The organism is Microbacterium sp. NPDC056569 (assembly GCF_042793475.1).
GTDB lineage: Bacteria > Actinomycetota > Actinomycetes > Actinomycetales > Microbacteriaceae > Microbacterium.
Map to the genome: position 1 here is coordinate 275,167 of NZ_JBHTUV010000002.1, position 17,461 is coordinate 292,627.

The 17,461-nt window shown below is 71.6% G+C and carries 14 protein-coding genes and 1 tRNA gene; 11 read left to right on the forward strand and 4 right to left on the reverse strand.

The window, feature by feature from the left end:
• The first annotated feature begins 46 nt into the window (after positions 1–46).
• Positions 47–1,861 carry an ABC-F family ATP-binding cassette domain-containing protein gene (locus ACFQ7C_RS03610; RefSeq protein WP_378898025.1) on the forward strand — a complete coding sequence of 605 codons (1,815 nt, stop codon included), beginning with the start codon at positions 47–49 and terminating at the stop codon, positions 1,859–1,861.
• Positions 1,862–1,869: 8 nt separating this feature from the next.
• Here ACFQ7C_RS03610 and ACFQ7C_RS03615 read toward each other — a convergent pair whose 3' ends face one another.
• The gene (locus ACFQ7C_RS03615) at positions 1,870–2,373 is read right to left on the reverse strand and encodes a MarR family winged helix-turn-helix transcriptional regulator (protein ID WP_378898027.1); all 504 of its coding nucleotides are present in this window, start codon (positions 2,371–2,373) and stop codon (positions 1,870–1,872) included.
• Positions 2,374–2,492: 119 nt separating this feature from the next.
• Here ACFQ7C_RS03615 and ACFQ7C_RS03620 point away from each other — a divergent pair.
• The 8 genes from ACFQ7C_RS03620 (at position 2,493) to ACFQ7C_RS03655 (ending at position 11,446) form a co-directional block, all read left to right on the forward strand.
• A tRNA-Gln gene (locus ACFQ7C_RS03620) sits at positions 2,493–2,564 on the forward strand.
• A 1-nt stretch (position 2,565) separates the two neighbouring features.
• Complete coding sequence (gene glmU, locus ACFQ7C_RS03625) at positions 2,566–4,038, forward strand: bifunctional UDP-N-acetylglucosamine diphosphorylase/glucosamine-1-phosphate N-acetyltransferase GlmU (RefSeq protein ID WP_378898029.1); 1,473 nt, start codon at positions 2,566–2,568, stop codon at positions 4,036–4,038.
• Entirely contained in the window at positions 4,013–5,047 is a 1,035-nt protein-coding gene (locus ACFQ7C_RS03630) for a ribose-phosphate diphosphokinase (RefSeq protein WP_378898031.1), read from the forward strand. Before glmU ends, ACFQ7C_RS03630 begins: the two co-directional genes overlap by 26 nt.
• Positions 5,048–5,103: 56 nt before the next feature.
• A complete protein-coding gene (locus tag ACFQ7C_RS03635) occupies positions 5,104–7,875 on the forward strand; it encodes a cation-translocating P-type ATPase (protein WP_378898033.1) in 2,772 nt (923 codons plus the stop codon).
• 74 nt (positions 7,876–7,949) lie between these two features.
• Positions 7,950–8,429 carry a hypothetical protein gene (locus ACFQ7C_RS03640; RefSeq protein WP_378898035.1) on the forward strand — a complete coding sequence of 160 codons (480 nt, stop codon included), beginning with the start codon at positions 7,950–7,952 and terminating at the stop codon, positions 8,427–8,429.
• Positions 8,430–8,431: 2 nt separating this feature from the next.
• Complete coding sequence (locus ACFQ7C_RS03645) at positions 8,432–9,328, forward strand: FAD:protein FMN transferase (protein ID WP_378898037.1); 897 nt, start codon at positions 8,432–8,434, stop codon at positions 9,326–9,328.
• Positions 9,325–9,879, forward strand: a complete 555-nt coding sequence (locus ACFQ7C_RS03650) for an MOSC domain-containing protein (RefSeq protein ID WP_378898039.1) — start codon at positions 9,325–9,327, stop codon at positions 9,877–9,879. The genes ACFQ7C_RS03645 and ACFQ7C_RS03650 overlap by 4 nt, the downstream gene beginning before the upstream one ends.
• Positions 9,880–9,883: 4 nt before the next feature.
• Positions 9,884–11,446, forward strand: a complete 1,563-nt coding sequence (locus tag ACFQ7C_RS03655; protein ID WP_378898041.1) for an FAD-dependent oxidoreductase — start codon at positions 9,884–9,886, stop codon at positions 11,444–11,446.
• Between the two features lie 232 nt (positions 11,447–11,678).
• Here the strand turns inward: ACFQ7C_RS03655 and ACFQ7C_RS03660 are convergent, their stop codons facing one another.
• Together ACFQ7C_RS03660 and ACFQ7C_RS03665 are read right to left on the reverse strand one after the other, a co-directional pair.
• Positions 11,679–13,076, reverse strand: coding sequence for a sensor histidine kinase (locus tag ACFQ7C_RS03660; protein WP_378898275.1), 1,398 nt, complete (start codon positions 13,074–13,076; stop codon positions 11,679–11,681).
• A gap of 179 nt (positions 13,077–13,255) precedes the next feature.
• Positions 13,256–13,984: a response regulator transcription factor gene (locus ACFQ7C_RS03665; RefSeq protein ID WP_378898043.1), complete on the reverse strand. Its 729-nt coding sequence runs from the start codon at positions 13,982–13,984 to the stop codon at positions 13,256–13,258.
• 194 nt (positions 13,985–14,178) lie between these two features.
• Between ACFQ7C_RS03665 and ACFQ7C_RS03670 the strand changes: the two genes are divergently transcribed.
• Positions 14,179–15,651, forward strand: a complete 1,473-nt coding sequence (locus ACFQ7C_RS03670) for an ABC transporter permease (RefSeq protein WP_378898045.1) — start codon at positions 14,179–14,181, stop codon at positions 15,649–15,651.
• Positions 15,652–15,716: 65 nt separating this feature from the next.
• Positions 15,717–16,442, forward strand: a complete 726-nt coding sequence (locus ACFQ7C_RS03675; protein ID WP_378898276.1) for an ABC transporter ATP-binding protein — start codon at positions 15,717–15,719, stop codon at positions 16,440–16,442.
• Positions 16,443–16,459: 17 nt separating this feature from the next.
• Here ACFQ7C_RS03675 and ACFQ7C_RS03680 read toward each other — a convergent pair whose 3' ends face one another.
• Positions 16,460–17,449, reverse strand: coding sequence for an SDR family oxidoreductase (locus tag ACFQ7C_RS03680; protein ID WP_378898047.1), 990 nt, complete (start codon positions 17,447–17,449; stop codon positions 16,460–16,462).
• Positions 17,450–17,461 lie beyond the last annotated feature (12 nt).

The following is a 17,461-nucleotide window of genomic DNA, read 5'->3' on the forward strand; positions in this document are numbered from 1 at the left end:
GGGCGTGTCGGCCGGCGCGCGCGCCCTCGCCTAGCCTTGAGGGGACATGGCACATCTTCTGGGGGCCGAGGCCCTGCACCTGGAGTTCCCGACCAAGGTCGTCTTCGACCGCGTGTCGCTCGGCATCGACGAGGGCGACCGCATCGGCGTCGTCGGCCGCAACGGCGACGGCAAATCGAGCCTGCTGGCGATGCTCGCCGGGCGGCTCGAGCCCGACGGCGGCCGGGTCACGGTGCGCGGCGGCGTCCGCGTCGGCGTGCTCGACCAGGCCGACACCCTCGACGATGCCCTCACGATCCGCGAGGCGGTCGTCGGCGACCGCCCCGATCACGAGTGGGCGGGCGACGCGCGCACGCGCGACGTGATCGCAGGCCTCCTCGGCGACCTCGCGTGGGACGGTCCCGTCGCGGGCCTGTCGGGCGGGCAGCGCCGGCGCGTGTCGCTCGCGGCGCTGCTCGTCGGCGACCATGACGTGCTCTTCCTCGACGAGCCCACGAACCACCTCGACGTCGAGGCGATCGCGTGGCTCGCCGAGCACGTCAAACGCCGGTGGCCGGCGAATCAGGGCGGCCTCCTGGTCGTGACGCACGACCGCTGGTTCCTCGACGAGGTGTGCAACACCACGTGGGAGGTGCACGACCGCATCGTCGAGCCGTTCGAGGGCGGCTACGCGGCGTACATCCTGCAGCGCGTCGAACGCGACCGTCAAGCGGCCGTGATCGAGCAGCGCCGCCAGAATCTCGCCCGCAAGGAGCTCGCGTGGCTGCGCCGCGGCGCGCCCGCACGCACGTCGAAGCCGAAGTTCCGCATCGACGCCGCCAACGTGCTCATCGCCGACGTGCCCGAGATCCGCGACGCCACAGAGCTCCGCTCCCTCGCCGTCTCGCGTCTCGGCAAGGACGTCGTCGACCTCCTCGACGCCGCGGTCTCGTACGGCGGGCGCGAGGTGCTGCACCCGGTGGAGTGGCGCATCGCACCGGGCGAGCGCACCGGCATCCTCGGTGTCAACGGCGCAGGCAAGTCGACGCTGCTCGGCCTCGTCGCGGGCGACGTCGAACCCACCGCCGGCCGCGTGAAGCGCGGAAAGACGGTGAAGGTCGCGACTCTCACGCAGCGCCTGGACGAGCTCGAGGAGCACCTCGACGACCCGGTGCGCGTCGTCATCTCGCGCCTGCGCACCACGTACACGTTCGGCAGCGGGTCGAAGGCGCAGGAGCTCACGCCCGGCCAGCTGCTCGAGAGCATGGGCTTCCAGAGCGCACAGCTCTCGACTCCGGTCAAGGATCTGTCCGGCGGCCAGAAGCGCCGCCTGCAGCTGCTGCTGATCCTCCTCGAGCAGCCGAACGTGCTCATCCTCGACGAGCCCACGAACGACCTCGACACCGACATGCTCGCCGCCATCGAGGACCTCCTCGACTCCTGGCCGGGCACCCTCCTCGTCGTGTCGCACGACCGGTACTTCATCGAGCGCGTCACCGACCAGCAGTACGCGATCCTCGGCGGCCACCTCCGGCACCTGCCCGGAGGCGTCGACGAGTACCTGCGCCTGCGCGAGCGTGAGCGTGCCGGGGGGCCGACGACATCGAGGACGACGGATGCCGCGGCTGCAGCATCCGTGCCGTCCACGACGCCGTCGCTGTCGGGGCAGGAGCTGCGCGCCGCGCAGAAGGAGGTCGCGTCGCTGGAACGCCGCCTCGAGAAGCTCGAGACGCAGATCGGCGCCGCCCGCACCGCTCTCGCCGACCACGACCAGTCCGACTACGTCGGCCTCGGCGCCGAGATGGCGCGCATCGGCGAGCTCGAGAAGGAGCGCGACGGCGTCGAGGAGCGCTGGTTCGAGCTCACCGACCAAATCGGCTGACCGCGACATCAGTCGGCCGCGTCGAACCCGAGGCTGAGCTTGCGCAGCAGGGCTGCGAGCCGGTCGCGGTCGCCGCGCGACAGCCCCTCGAGCAGGAGGGCCTCGGCGTCGACCAGACGCGTGATCGCAGCATCCACCCGGATCTTCCCCTCGTCGGTGAGGGTGACCAGGATGCTGCGGCCGTCGTCGGGATCGGACTCCCGGCGCACCAGCCAGCGGCCCACGAGGCGGTCGATGCGGTTGGTCATCGTGCCGCTCGAGACGAGCGTCTGCAGCAGCAGCTGCTTCGGGCTGAGCTGGAACGGCTCGCCCGCGCGGCGGAGCGCCGAGAGCACGTCCCACTCCCAGGGCTCGAGCTCGCTGCGCTTGAACGCGTCGCGGCGCGCGCGGTCGAGGTGCCGCGACAGCCGGTCGACGCGCGACAGCACGCCGAGGGGCGAGAAGTCGAGGTCGGGGCGCTGCGTGGTCCACGCCTCGACGATGCGGTCCACCTCGTCGCTCTGCGCCGTCATGCCCCCATTATCCCGAGCCGAGGCGCTTCGACAGGTTCAGCGACCGGCCATCGGTTCCTGAGCCCGTCGAAGGACTGGCAGACTTGACGGGCGGCGCCCGGCACCCGGGAGCGCCGCGGTCCGCCGTGGTGTAATGGCAGCACGACAGCCTTTGGAGCTGTGAGGTCTAGGTTCGAGTCCTGGCGGCGGAGCATGACCGACACGACCCGCGACAGCGCACTGGCCGTCATCGTCCTGGCCGCCGGCCAGGGCACCCGCATGAAGTCCGCGATGCCGAAGGTGCTGCACCGCATCGGCGGGCGCCCGCTCGTCGGGCATGTGCTCGACACCGCGATCGCCCTCGGGCCCGAGCGCGTCGTCGTCGTCGTCCGGCACGAGCGCGACCTCGTGGCCGACGCCGTCGTGAACGCCGTGCCGGGCGTGGTCGTCGTCGATCAGGACGACATCCCCGGCACCGGCCGCGCCGTCGAGGTGGCGCTGGACGCCCTCGGCGACTTCGCGGGCGACGTGCTCGTGCTGAGCGGCGACGTGCCGCTCCTCGAGGCCGACACGCTCGCGGCGCTCGTGCGCACGCACCGCGACCGCGCCGTGGCCGCGACCGTGCTCAGCGCGGCGCTCGACGACGCCACCGGCTACGGCCGTGTGATCCGCGATGCCGACGGCGCCGTGTCGCGCATCGTCGAGCAGAAGGACGCGACAGCGGACGAGGCATCCGTCACCGAGATCAACGCCGGGGTGTACGTCTTCCAGGTCCAGGCGCTGCGCACCGAGCTCGCGCTCGTCGGCACCGCGAACGCACAGGGCGAGAAGTATCTGACGGACGTCGTGGCGCTGCTGCGCGGCGACGGCCTCCTGGTCGCCGCTCAGACGGCTCCGGATGCTGCGGCCGCCCTGGGCGTCAACGACCGCGTGCAGCTCGCCGAGGCGGCGCGGGTGCTGAATGCGCGCACGGTGCGACGCTGGCAGCTCGAGGGCGTGACGATCCTCGACCCCGCGACGACGTGGATCGACGTCGACGCGAAGCTGGCGCCCGACGTGACGGTGCTGCCGAACACGCACATCCTCCGTGCGACCGTGATCGCCTCCGGGGCGATCGTCGGCCCCGACACGAGCCTCGTCGACTGCGAGGTGGGGGAGGACGCCACCGTCACCCGCACCGACGCGACGCTCGCGGTCATCGGCGCGAAGGCGACCGTGGGCCCGTTCGCCTACCTGCGCCCCGGCACGTACCTCGGCGACAAGGGCAAGATCGGCACCTTCGTCGAGACCAAGAACTCGACGATCGGCGAGGCCAGCAAGGTGCCGCACCTCTCGTACATCGGCGACACGACGATCGGCAGGCACGTCAACCTCGGCGCCGGCGCGATCACCGCGAACTACGACGACGTGAACAAGCACCGCACCGAGATCGGCGACGAGGTCCACTCCGGCTCGCACAACGTCTTCGTGGCGCCCGTTAGGATCGGAGACGGCGCGAAGACCGGGGCAGGGGCGGTCATCCGCAAGGATGTGCCCGCCGGTGCCCTCGCTCTCAGCGTCGCCCCTCAGCGCAACGTCGAGGGGTGGGTCGAGAAGAACAGACCGGGTACCGGAGCGGCGGATGTCGCCGCCAAGGCCCGCAGCGCACAGAAGGCGGACGATGGCGCGCAAGAAGAAGACCGTTGAGCTCGACCGGGCGAACGACATCGCCCCGGGACTCGTCGCGAAGACGAAGAAGCGCCTCGTGGTCGCACGGGGAAGCTCCCACCCCGAGCTCGCGGCCGAGGTCGCCGCACAGCTGAGCACCGAGCTGGTCCCGACCGAGTACCGCACGTTCGCGTCGGGCGAGATCCTCACCCGCTTCGAGGTCTCGATCCGCGGTTGCGACCTGTTCCTCATCCAGAGCTTCGGCCCGCCGGTCAACGAGTGGATGATGGAGACCCTCATCATGCTCGACGCCGCCAAGCGCGCGTCGGCCAAGCGGATCACCGTCGTCGCGCCGTACTTCCCGTACTCCCGGCAGGACAAGAAGGGTCGCGGCCGCGAGCCGATCAGCGCCCGCCTGGTCGCCGACCTCTTCAAGACCGCCGGCGCCGACCGCGTCATGAGCGTCGACCTTCACGCGGCGCAGATCCAGGGCTTCTTCGACGGGCCTGTCGACCACCTGTTCGCCAAGCCCGTGCTGCTCGAGTACTTCGAGAACACGCTGAGCGCCGAGGACCGCGAGCGCCTCACCGTCGTGTCGCCCGACACCGGGCGCGTGCGCGTCGCCGACCAGTGGTCCGACAGCCTGGGCGCGCCGCTGGCGATCATCCACAAGCGCCGCGACCCGAACGTCGCCAACCAGGTCACCGTCAACGAGATCGTCGGCGCCGTGGACGGGCGCGTCTGCCTCCTCGTCGACGACATGATCGACACCGGCGGCACGATCGTGAAGGCCGCCGAGGCGCTCAAGGCGAACGGCGCGGTCAAGGTCATCGTCGCGGCGACCCACGCGATCTTCAGCGATCCCGCGGCCGAGCGCCTGCAGAGCCCGGCGATCGACGAGGTCGTCGTGACCGACACGGTGCCGATCCCCGCCGAGAAGCGCTTCGCGACGCTTACGATTCTGCCTATCGCACCCCTGCTCGCACGTGCGATCCACGAAGTGTTCGAGGACGGCTCCGTCACCAGCATGTTCGACGGGGCCGCCTGACGCCGACATCGAGTCGAGGCACCGGCTCCGCGGAGGCGACGGAAGGACGAAGCAGAATGTCGCAGCCGCTCGATTCCGCACCGCCGACGGAGGCCAGGCTGACGGTCGCGCGCCCGTGGGCGATGCCCTTCGACGACGTGCTCGCGCAACTGGAGGCGGACGCCGGCGGCCTGCGCGCCGCGGACGCGGCGGAGCGGCTCGAGATCGCCGGGCCGAACCGGCTGCCCGAGCCCGCGCGCAAGCCGGGCTGGCTGCGGTTCCTCGCCCACTTCAACGACACCCTGATCTACATCCTGCTGGGCGCCGCCGTCATCAAGGCGCTCATGGGGGACTGGCTCGACTTCTGGGTGATCATGGTGGTCGCGATCATCAACGCCGTCATCGGGTACGTCCAGGAGGGGCGCGCCGAGAAGGCGCTCGCGGGGATCCGCGGGATGCTGTCGGCCGACGCCAGCGCACGTCGCGACGGCGGCTGGGTCACGGTCCCCGCGGCCGATCTCGTGCCCGGCGACGTGGTGCGGCTGATGCCCGGCGACAAGGTCCCCGCCGACCTCCGCCTGCTGCAGGCGCACCAGCTGCGCATCGACGAGGCCGCGCTCACCGGGGAGTCGGTGCCGTCGTCCAAGACCACCGATCCGGTCGTCGCCGACGCGGGCGTGGGCGACCGCGGCTCGATGGCCTTCTCGGGCACGATCGTGAGCGCCGGGCAGGGCCGCGGCGTGGTGACAGGGACGGGGCCGGCGACCGAGCTCGGCCGCATCCAGAGCCTGGCCGACGAGGCCGACGCGCTGGCCACCCCGCTCACGCGTCAGCTGGACAGCTTCGGCCGCGTCCTCACCGTCGTGATCCTCGGCATGGCGGCGGTCATGCTGATGATCGGCCGGTTCCTCCACGGGATGCCGTTCGACGAGCTGATCTCGGCCGCCATCGGCTTCGCCGTCGCGGCGATCCCCGAGGGGCTTCCCGCACTCGTGACGATCACGCTCGCCATCGGCGTGCAGCAGATGGCGCGCCACAACGCCATCACGCGCAAGCTCCCGGCGGTCGAGGCGCTCGGGTCGGTCACCACCGTCTGCTCCGACAAGACGGGCACGCTCACCCGCAACGAGATGACGGTGCGCCACATCGTCACCCCGCTTGCGAACTATGACGTCACCGGGCTCGGTTACGCCCCTGAGGGCGAGATCGTGCCGGTCGGCGGTGGTGCGGATGCTGCCGCCCGGGGCGATCTCGCCGCGATCCTCGCGATCGCGACGCTGTGCAACGACGCGCACATCGTGCGCGGTGATGACGGTACGTGGACCCTCGTGGGCGAGCCCACCGAGGGCGCGCTCAAGGCCGTCGCGATCAAGGGCGGCGTCGGCAGCGCCGGCGGGCGCCGCGTCGCGGTCATCCCGTTCGACTCCGCCAACAAGCTCATGGCGACGCTCAACGAGGGCGCCCGCTCCGGTGGCGAGGCCGGGGAGGTGTCGCGTGCGATCCTTGTGAAGGGCGCGCCCGACCGGCTGCTCGAGCGCTCGCTGACGCAGCGCGGCGCCGACGGGTCGGAGCCGCTCGACCTCGCCCGCTGGGACGAGGCGGTCGCAGCGCTCAGCGGCCAGGGCCTGCGCGTGCTGGCGGCCGCGCGCAAACCCGTGCGCCCGACGACCGAGGAGTTCGCGCTCGACGACCTCGTCGACCTCGAGTTCATCGGCCTGTGGGGGATCGTCGACCCGCCCCGGCCCGAGGCGGTCGATGCCATCGCGGACTGCCACACTGCCGGCATCCGCGTGAAGATGATCACCGGCGATCACGCCGGAACCGCGCTGGCGATCGCCCACGAGATGGGCCTCGCGGGCGCCGACGCCGAGGTGCTCACCGGTGCGGAGCTCGAGGCGCTCAGCCAGGAGCAGCTGCGCGAAGTCGTGCGCGACGTCGACGTCTATGCCCGCACCAGCCCCGAGCACAAGATCCGCATCGTGCGCGCGCTGCAGTCGCACGGCGAGGTCGTGGCGATGACGGGCGACGGCGTCAACGACGCCCCCGCCCTGACCCGCGCCGATGTCGGCATCGCGATGGGCATCAAGGGCACCGAGGCGACCAAGGAAGCGGCGGAGTTCGTGCTCGCCGACGACAACTTCGCGACGATCCGCAGCGCGATCGCCGAGGGCCGGCGCATCTACGACAACCTGCGCAAGTCCATCGTGTTCCTGCTGCCCACCAACGGCGCGCAGTCGCTCGTGATCCTGGTCGCGGTCGTCTTCGGCCTGGCGCTGCCGATCACGAGCGTGCAGGTGCTGTGGGTCAACATGGTCACCGCCGTCACCCTCTCGCTCGCGCTCGCGTACGAGCCGGCGGAGCGCGGGATCATGCGCCGGCCCCCGCGCGCGACCGGCGGGCCGATCATCAATCGTGGCGAGCTGGGCTTCGTGCTCATCGTGTCGCTGCTCATCGGCGGCGCCGCGATGGGCGTCTTCTACGGAGTGGCCGCCACCGGTGTCGACATCGAGGTGGCCCGCACCGAGGCGGTGCTCATGCTCGCGCTCGGGCAGCTGGCCTTCCTCTTCAACTGCCGGTTCCTCACCCGCTCGAGCCTCACGATCGACGTGCTCCGGGGCAATCGGGTGGTGTGGTGGTCGGCGCTGGCGCTCGTGGTGCTGCAGCTCATCTACACCTACGTGCCGTTCATGAACGTGCTGTTCGAATCGCGGCCGCTGCCCGCGGCATCCTGGATCCTCCCGATCCTCGCCTCGATCGGCATCTTCCTCGCGGTGGAGGCGCTGAAGGCGGTGCTGCGCGCGCGGTCCGCCTCATCGCGCACCGCTGCGTCACTCAAAGGCGGCTCATAGGACCGGTTGACAGGATCGTGTTCGACGCAGCCAGCGTCGACGCCACGAGCCCGACCCGAGCCAGGAGGACCATCATGATCCGCACCGCACTCGCTTCCCGCCCCGTCCGCGCCGGCGCGGCCCTCACCGCCGTCGCCGGCATCGCCCTTCTCGCCGGCTGCGCCCCGACCGCCTCCGAGGCCGAAGAGCCCGCCACGACCGACACCGGGTCGTCGTCCACCGACACCGGCGCGACCGGCTCCGACGGCGCCTCCGGCTCCTACGCCGACGGCACCTACACCGCCGACGGCTCGTACGCGACGCCCGAGTCGGTCGAGACCATCAGCGTCACGGTGACCCTCGAAGACGACATCATCACGGCCGTCGAGGTGACCGGCGACCCGCAGAAGCGCGAGTCGGAGCAGTACCAGAGCCAGTTCATCGGCGGCATCGCGGAGGAAGTCGTGGGCGAAGCCATCGACGACATCCAGGTCAGCCGCGTCGCCGGATCGTCGCTCACGAGCGGCGGCTTCAACGATGCCATCGAGACGATCAAGACCGAAGCAGCGAGCTAGCCATGCCGGCGCCGGCGCCGTGGCGCTTCGACGCCATCGGCACGTCGTGGGAGATCGTCACGGAGCGTGAGCTGCCGGCGCCGGTGCGCGACGAGGTGACGGCGCGGATCGACGCGTTCGACCGGGCGTGGTCGCGGTTCCGGCCGGATTCCGTCGTGAGCGCCCTGGCGCACGGCGGCGGATCGATGCCGGCGCCGCCGGACGCGGCCGCCATGCTCGAGGCGCTCGCCGCCGTGTCGGATGCGACCGGGGGAGCGGTCAACCCGCTCGTCGGCGCCTCGCTCGACGCGCTCGGCTACGACGCCGGCTATTCGCTGCGCGATCGCGGGCCGGTCGCCGCGCCGGGCGACTGGCGCGAGCGCCTCAGCTGGCAGAACGGCCGCCTCGCGCTCGCCGGGCCGGCGACGATCGACGTAGGCGCCCTCGGCAAGGGTCGCCTCGTCGACCTCGTGCTCGACACCCTCGCCCGCACCGAGGCGGGCGACATCACCGTCGACGCCGGCGGCGACCTCGCGGTACGGGGACGCCCGCAGCGCATCGGGCTGGAGCATCCGTTCGATCCGCGTCGCGCGATCGGCGTCTGGGAGGTGACGGATGCCGCGCTCTGCGCGTCGGCGATCAACCGGCGTGCGTGGCCCTCGGCGACGGGCGCGACGCTGCACCACGTGCTCGACGCGCGCACCGGGCAGCCCGTGCGGACGATCGCGGCGACGTGGACGGTGGCGCCCGAGGCGATGACGGCCGACGCGGCCGCGACCGCGCTGTTCTTCGACGGCGGCCCGCGGCTCGCACACGACTGGGGCGTCGAATGGGTGCGCATGACCACCGACGGCCGCGTCGAGTGGTCGCCCGGCTGCCGCGCCGACCTGTTCGTCCGAACGGATAGCGTAGGACGGTGACCGAGTCTCCCTCCGGACACGTCGTCGCCGTCTCCCGCGACGACGCGCATCGCTTCAGCAAGCCGTCGCGCGAGAGCATCACCCTGATCGCCGGGATCGGCGTCGAGGGCGACGCCCACGCCGGCGCCACCGTGCAGCACCTCTCGCGGATCCGGCGAGACCCGTCCACGCCCAACCTGCGGCAGGTGCACCTCATCCACGCCGAGCTGTTCGACGCCGTGGCCGCGCGCGGGCACCACGTGACACCGGGCGCCCTGGGCGAGAACATCACGACGGCCGGTGTCGACCTGCTCGGCCTCGCACGCGGCACGCGGCTCGAGCTCGGCGAGTACGCGGTGATCGAGATCACCGGCCTCCGCAACCCCTGCACGCAGATCAACGGACTCTCGGAAGGGCTCATGAAAGAACTGGTCTACGTCGACGACGCCGGTGCCACGGTGCGCCTGGCGGGCGTCATGTCGGTCGTGCTCGCGGGCGGCGTCGTGCGCCCGGGCGACAGCATCCGTGTCATCCCGCCTGCGGGTCGTCTCGAGCCGCTGCAGCCGGTGTGACCCGATGACGAACCTCACAGCCCTCTGGAACCGCGTCTTCGCGGTGCTCGGCCGCATGTCGATGTACCGCCTCGTCTACTTCGCGCTGGCGGCGCTCGCCGTCGTGGCGCTGCTGCTGTCGCTGTTCGATCTGGTCGGACCCGACCCGCTCCAGCTGATCGCGACCCTCGCCGTGCTCTCGGCGGTGTGCGTGGGGGTGGATGCCGCCGCCCAGCGCGTGCTGAACCTCCCGTGGCGCCTCGAGTCGTCGCTCATCACGGCGCACATCCTGCTGTTCGTGCTGCGTCCGACGTACGAGCTCGTCCCCCTCGTCGGGATCGCGATCGCCGCGGCCGTCGCCTCGCTGTCGAAGTACGTGCTGGCCTGGCGGGGACGCCATATCTTCAACCCCGCCGCGGTCGGCGCGACGGTGCTGACGCTGCTCAGCCTGATGTGGGCCGACCTCGGAGCCTCGGCCTGGTGGGTGGGCACGCCCGCGCTCGCCGCGCCCGTGATCCTGCTGGGCCTCGCCGTGCTCGTGCGCACCGAGAAGGTGCGCGTCATCGCCGTGTTCCTCGTGGTCGCGGTGGCGGTCGCCGTCATCCGCACCTCGGTGCAGTACCAGGCTGCGGGCCTGGAGATCGAGGCGCTCGACCTCCTGTGGCCGGTGCTGTGGTCGTCGCCCTTCCTCTTCCTCGGCGCGTTCATGCTGTCCGAGCCGCTGACGCTGCCTCCCCGCCGCTGGCAGCAGTTCGTCGTCGCGGGCGTCGTCGGCGTGCTCGCGGGGTGGCCGATCGCGATCGGCGACATCACCCTCGGCCAGGAGCGTGCTCTCCTCGTGGGCAACCTCGTGGCCTTCGCGTTCGCCGTCCGCACCGCCGTGCGGCTCACGCTGGTGTCGCGCTCCGAGCCCACCCCGACCGTGCAGGAGCTCACCTTCCGCGTGCACGACCGCCTCGCGTTCCTGCCCGGACAGTATCTCGAGCTCGAGGTGCCGCACCGGCACCCCGACGCGCGCGGCACGCGCCGCGAGTTCAGCATCGCGTCCGCACCGGCGGACCTCCCGTTCGTCAAGGTCGCGTTCAAGGAGGGCAAGACCACCAAGCCGGTGAGCTCCTACAAGAAGGCCCTCGCACTGGTCGAGCCCGGCGACGAGCTCGCGATCACCGGCGTGTGGGGCGACTTCCTGCTCCCCAAGCGCGATGCCGCGCCGATCCTGATGGTCGCCGCCGGCATCGGCGTGACGCCGTTCGTATCGCAGCTCGGCCAGGCGGCGGCGAAGGGGCTCGACCGCGACGTGGTCCTGGTCTACGTGGCGTCGGATGCCTCGGAGCTGGCGTACCGCGACGAGATCGAGGCATCCGGAGCCCGCGTCGTCGTGTTCACGCGCGACCGGCCCGCGGATCTTCCCGCCCACTGGGTCTGGGCACAGGGCGTGCGCCTCGATGCCGAGGGCCTCGTGCGCGTGGTCCCCGACATCGCCTCGCGCCACGCCTACATCTCCGGGCCCGCCGGCCTGATCGCCGAACTGGCCCCGGCGCTCGAGAAGGCCCGCTCTATCACGACCGACGCCTTCAGCGGCTACTGACCGGTCCCGCGCCCGATCGCTGCCCCGTCGTCCGTCTGCGGTCCGCCCGCCGTCGGTCGGCCCGTCCGCCGTCCGTCGGCCCGTCCACCCGTCCGTCGTCCGCCGGCCGGTGTCCGCCCGCCCGCCCGTCCTTCGGCGAGACTCCATCGGAGGGCCGAGACTTCATCCGCCGCCTGCAGTCTCGGCACCCCGTTGGAGTCTCGCGAAACACGGGCGGGGGTGGGGTCGGCGGTCAGGGGGCGACGGGGTCGGCCGGCCGGGCCGGCAGCCGCACCTCGAAGGTCGTGTCGCCCGGCTCACTGGTGACACGGATGCTGCCGCCATGCGCATCGACGATGGCCTTGGCGATGGAGAGGCCGAGGCCGGTGCCGCCGGTCTGGCGGGCGCGGGAGCGGTCGGCGCGGGAGAAGCGCTCGAACAGCTCGTCCGTGATGGACGGGTCGATGCCCGGCCCGTCGTCATGCACGCGGAGGATCGCGTCGCGACCGTTGCGCGAGACGCCGACGGTGACCGTCGTGCCGGCCGGCGTGTGCGTGCGGGCGTTCGCGAGCAGGTTCGCGGCGACCTGGTGGAGCCGCCCGGTGTCGCCCGCGATGAGCACCGGCTCATCGCCGACGTCGAGCACCCACTCGTGATCGGGACCCGTCGGCGTGACGTCGCCGACCTCGTCGATCGCGAGCCGGGTGAGGTCGACGGTGCCGTACACGAGCTCCTGGCCCTCGTCGAGGCGGGCGAGCAGGAGCAGGTCCTCGACGAGCGAGGTCATGCGCAGCGACTGCGCCTGGATGCGCTCGAGCGACGCCTCGGTGGTCTCGAGCGCCGTTCCCTGGCCGCGGCTGAGCGCCGTGAGCGAGAGCTCCGAGTAGCCGCGGATGGAGGCGAGAGGCGTCCGCAGCTCGTGGCTGGCGTCGGCGACGAAGCTGCGCATGCGCTCCTCGTTCCGCTGGCGCGCGGTGAGCGACTCGTCGACGTGGTCGAGCAGCGTGTTCAGCGCGGCGCCCACGCGGCCCACCTCGGTGCGCGGGTCGGCCTGACGCACCGGCACCCTTTCGGCGATCGACACCTCGCCCTGGTCGAGCTGCTGCGTCGACACGCGCGCGGCGGTGTCGGCGACGGCGCGCAACGGCGCGAGCCCGCGGCGGATCGTCCACGCGGTGGCGACCGCCAGCAGGATGAGGCCGCCCGCAGTGAGCAGGCCGATGGTCGTCAGCATCCGTCCGATCGTCGATGCGACGTCGTCGCGCGAGAGCCCGACGACGACGATGGACGATGGGCCGACGCGCTCGCCCTCCACCCGGAACGTGCCGACGCCGTCCACCGTCACGACGAGCGGCCCCTCCTGCGGGATGCTCTCGATGAGCTGCTCGATCTGCGCGTCGGTGAGGGCGACGACGGAGCTGTCATCGTCGATGTAGGCGGCGGAGGGCGGCTCCGGCGACGTCTCGACCACCAGCAGCGTCCCCGGGGGCAGCGGCTGCTCGGTGAGGATCTCCTCCGCCGTCATGCCGGCCATGACGTAGCCGTGCACGCCGTTCGCCGTGCGGGCGACCTGCGACTTGAGATCCCTCGCGAGCCCGTCCTCGAGGACGGTGCCCAGAATGGCGCTGGTCGCGACGCCGACGAGCACCATGATCAGCGACGTGATGCTCACGACCGTGACGATCAGCTTGCGCTGCAGCGTCCAGGGCGCCCGGCGGGGGAGCGCGTCGTGCGGGTCCTCGACGGCGGACTCGGATGCCTCGGCCGGCGCGGTCGCGTCGGTCGAGGCATCCGTCCCCTCCGCCGTAGGGGTGGGGGTCTTCTCGTCCGTCACTGCGGCGCCTTGATCATGTAGCCGACGCCGCGCACGGTGTGGATGAGCGGCTCGTGGCCGGCGTCGATCTTCTTGCGGAGGTACGAGATGTAGAGCTCGACGACGCTCGAGCGGCCGCCGAAGTCGTAGTTCCAGACGCGATCGAGGATCTGCGCCTTCGAGACCACGCGGCGCTGGTTGCGCATGAGGTACCGCAGCAGCTCGAACTCCGTGGCGGTGAGCTCGATCTCGGTGCCCGCGCGCTCGACCTCGTGGCTGTCCTCGTTGAGGGTGAGGTCGCCGACGCGGAGGATCGGCTCGGCGCCCGCGGCGTGGGCGGTGCCGGCGCGACGCATGAGTCCGCGAAGCCGCGCGACGACCTCTTCGAGGCTGAAGGGCTTGGTGACGTAGTCGTCGCCGCCCGCGGTGAGGCCGGCGACGCGGTCGCTCACGGCATCCTTCGCCGTGAGGAACAGCACGGGCACGTCGTCGCCTGCCTGACGCAGCCGTTGCAGCACGGCCATCCCGTCGAGGTCGGGCATCATGACGTCGAGCACCATGGCGTCGGGTTCGAACTCGCGCGCCGACTGCAGGGCCTCGAAGCCGGAGCCCGCCGTGCGCACCTCCCATCCCTCCATGCGCAGCGCCATCGACAGCAGGTCGGTGAGCATCTGCTCGTCGTCGACCACGAGGACGCGGAGGTTCGAGCCGTCGGGACGCAGCAGGGCGGGTGCGGGGTTGGTCATGCGTCCATTGTGTGGTGCTTCCTATGCGATTCCTATGGAGCCCGCTATGCGCCGGCTGTGAAATCCGCGACGGTCTGGAGTGACACGGATGCGGCGTTCCATAACTTCCTCATAGCTCCCACTGGCGGGGCGCATCAGGGCGCTCCGTAGCGTCCCCTCGACGGCCGGCATTCCGCCCGCCCAAGAGGAGACCCATGTACGTGACCTATCTGCGGCGGGAGCTGGCCGGCCGCAAGAAGCAGACGATCATTGTGGCCGCCGGTCTCGCGATCGCCATCGCGCTCGTGATGATCGTGAACTCGCTCGCCGCGGGGGTCAGCGCGGCGCAGGCGCAGGCGCTCGAGTCCGTGTACGGCATCGGCACCGACCTCACCGTGACCGGCGCGCAGGCGGAGCCGGGCGAGGGCGGCCCCGCGCGATTCGACTTCGGCGAGGACGGCGGATCCACCACCGACGACGGCACCACGGAGCTGAGCCAATCGCGCCTGATCACCGAGCCGATGCGCTCGACGCTCGACGCCGCGACCCTCGACACCGTGGCGGGCGTCGACGGCGTGCAGGCCGCATCCGCCGCCCTCAGCCTCACGAACATGACGTTCTCGGGGGAGCTGCCGCAGCGTCCGGATGACTCGACGGACTCCGGCACGGGCACGCAGGGGCAGCCGCCGCAGCAGGGCGAAGGCGGCGGCTTCGGCGGCGGCTCGTTCGGCGTCGACTCGTTCACCGTGCTCGGCATCGACCCCTCGGTGGACGCCGTCGGTCCGCTCTCGGCGGTCGAGCTCTCCGACGGGCGCGGGCTCGAGGCGTCCGACGAGGGCGAGTACGTCGCCGTCCTCGACGCGACCTACGCTTCGACCACGGAACTCGCGGTGGGCGACACGATCGACGTCGGCGGCCAGGATTTCGAGGTCGTCGGCATCGTCGCCTCGACCTCGGACGAGGCCGACACCGCCTCGAACGTCTACATCCCGCTGGGCGTGGCGCAGGAGCTCTCGGGCGCCGGTGATGTGGTCTCCACGGTCTACGTGCAGGCCGAGTCGTCAGACGCCATCGCGTCGGTGCAGACCGCGCTGCAGGAGGAGCTTCCGGACGCCACGGTGAGCTCGCAGGCCGACCTGGCGTCGACCGTGTCGGGGTCGCTCTCGAGCGCCTCGGCACTCGTCACGAACCTGGGCACGTGGCTCTCGCTCATCGTGCTCGCGGTCGCACTGGTGCTCGCGGTGCTCTTCACGATCTCGGGCGTCTCGCGCCGTACACGCGAGTTCGGCACGCTCAAGGCCATCGGCTGGTCGAACGGCCGCGTCGTCGGCCAGGTGGCGGGGGAGTCCGTCGTGCAGGGCGCGATCGGCGGCGTCATCGGTCTCGTCATCGGCTTCGCCGGCATCCTGGCGATCAACCTCCTCTCGCCGACGATCTCGACCGCGCCGTCGGTGCAGAGCTTCGGCCCGGGCGCACAGGGCGGCCCGATGGGAGGTGGCGGCGGGTCGTTCGGCGACGCGATGCTGCAGCCCGCAGGCACCGACATCGTGCTCTCGGCGCCGGTCACCCCGTGGGTCATCGTCGCGGCGGTCGGCATCGCGGTGCTCGGCGGCCTCGTCGCCGGCGCGTTCGGCGGCTGGCGCGCGGCACGGCTCAGCCCTGCCGAAGCACTCCGATCGGTCGGCTGAGGCATCCCATGTCCGACACCACCCCCACCGCACCCGACCCCACCTCACCGACGGGAGAGCACGTCATGACCATGATCGACACCGAGCCCCACGCGGTTCCGGATGCTGCGCCGCCGGCGCAGTACCGCCTCGAGGGCGTCACGCGCACCTACACCCAGAAAGGCAGGGTCGTGAAGGCGCTCGCGGGCGTCGACCTCACGATCGAGGCGGGCGACTTCGTCACGATTCAGGGACCCACCGGCGGCGGCAAGTCGACGCTCCTGCAGCTGCTGGGCGCGCTCGACCGTCCCACCGCCGGGTCGGTTCACCTCGGCGAGATCGACATCGCGACCGCGGACAACCGCGAGCTCGGACGCATCCGCGCGCACGAGATCGGCTTCGTGTTCCAGGGCTTCAACCTCATCCCGACGCTCACCGCGCACGAGAACGTCGACATGGCGCTCGAGCCGCTGGGGCTGTCGAAGGACGAGCGCGCCGCCAGGGTGACGGAGGCGCTCACGCACGTCGGACTCGTCGAGCGCGCCGACCACCGTCCCGGCGAACTGTCGGGCGGTCAGCAGCAGCGTGTCGCGATCGCGCGGGCGATCGTCAAGCGCCCGCGCGTCCTCCTGGCGGACGAGCCGACGGGCAACCTCGACGAGAGCATGCGCGACGAGATCCTGGCGGTGCTCGAGTCGCTGAACGACGAGGGGCTCACGCTCATCGTCGTGACGCACGACTCCGCCGTCGCGCGACGCGCGCGCCGCCGCCTGCGCCTGGACAAGGGCACGGTGCGCGACATCACCCGCTGACCGGCGCTCTCCGCCGGTCAGCCCGCCGAGCGGGCGTGGGCCGCGATGCGATCGAACAGCGCGTCGCGGCCCTCGTCGATCACCTGGGCCTCGGGGTTCGCGTCGTAGTAAGCGAGGATGCGGCGCGCGCCCTCGTCGAACGTCACCGTCGTCCGGAACTCGGGCACGAGCTGCGTCACCTTCGACACGTCGAACACCACGGAGTGGGCCTTGTCGCCGACGAGGGTCGGCCCGAGCTCGGGGTCGAAGGCGGCGATGGTGTCGGACGCGACGTGCACGAGATCCGGCGAGGCGACACCCGCGGCCTCGGCCAGCCAGCCGTAGATCTGGTTCCACGTCGGCGCGTGCGTGCCCGTGATGGTGAAGGCCTCGCCGATCGCGGCGGGGTTGCCGAGCAGGCCGGTGAACGCGACGGCGAAGTCGTCGGCGTGCGTGATCGTCCAGAGGCTCGTGCCGTCGCCGTGCACGATCACCGGACGACCCGAGCGCATGCGGGCGATGTCGTTCCAACGACCCAGGGTGGGCAGCATCCGTTCGTCATACGTGTGCGAGGGGCGGATGATCGTCACCGGCAGGCCCCGCTCGCGGAAGGCGCCGACGAGTACGTCCTCGCAGGCGATCTTGTCGCGCGAGTACTGCCAGTACGGGTTGCGCAGCGGAGTGGACTCGGTCACCGGGAGGCGGCGTGGCGGCTTCTCGTACGCGGAGGCCGAGCTGATGAACACGTACTGGCCGGTGCGGCCCTCGAACAGGGCGAGGTCCGTGGCGATGTGCTCGGGCGTGAACGCGAGGAACTCTGCGACCACGTCGAACCGCCGATCGCCGATCGCGGCGCGTACGGCCGCGGGGTCGCGGATGTCGGCCTCCATGAGCTCGACCTCCGGCGGGAGGGGGCGCCGGGCGCTGCCGCGGTTGAGGACCGCGACGTCGTGCCCGAGCGCGACGGAGCGGCGCACGCACGCCGCGCTGATGGTTCCGGTGCCGCCGATGTACAGGATGCTCGTCACCCTCGCGAGCCT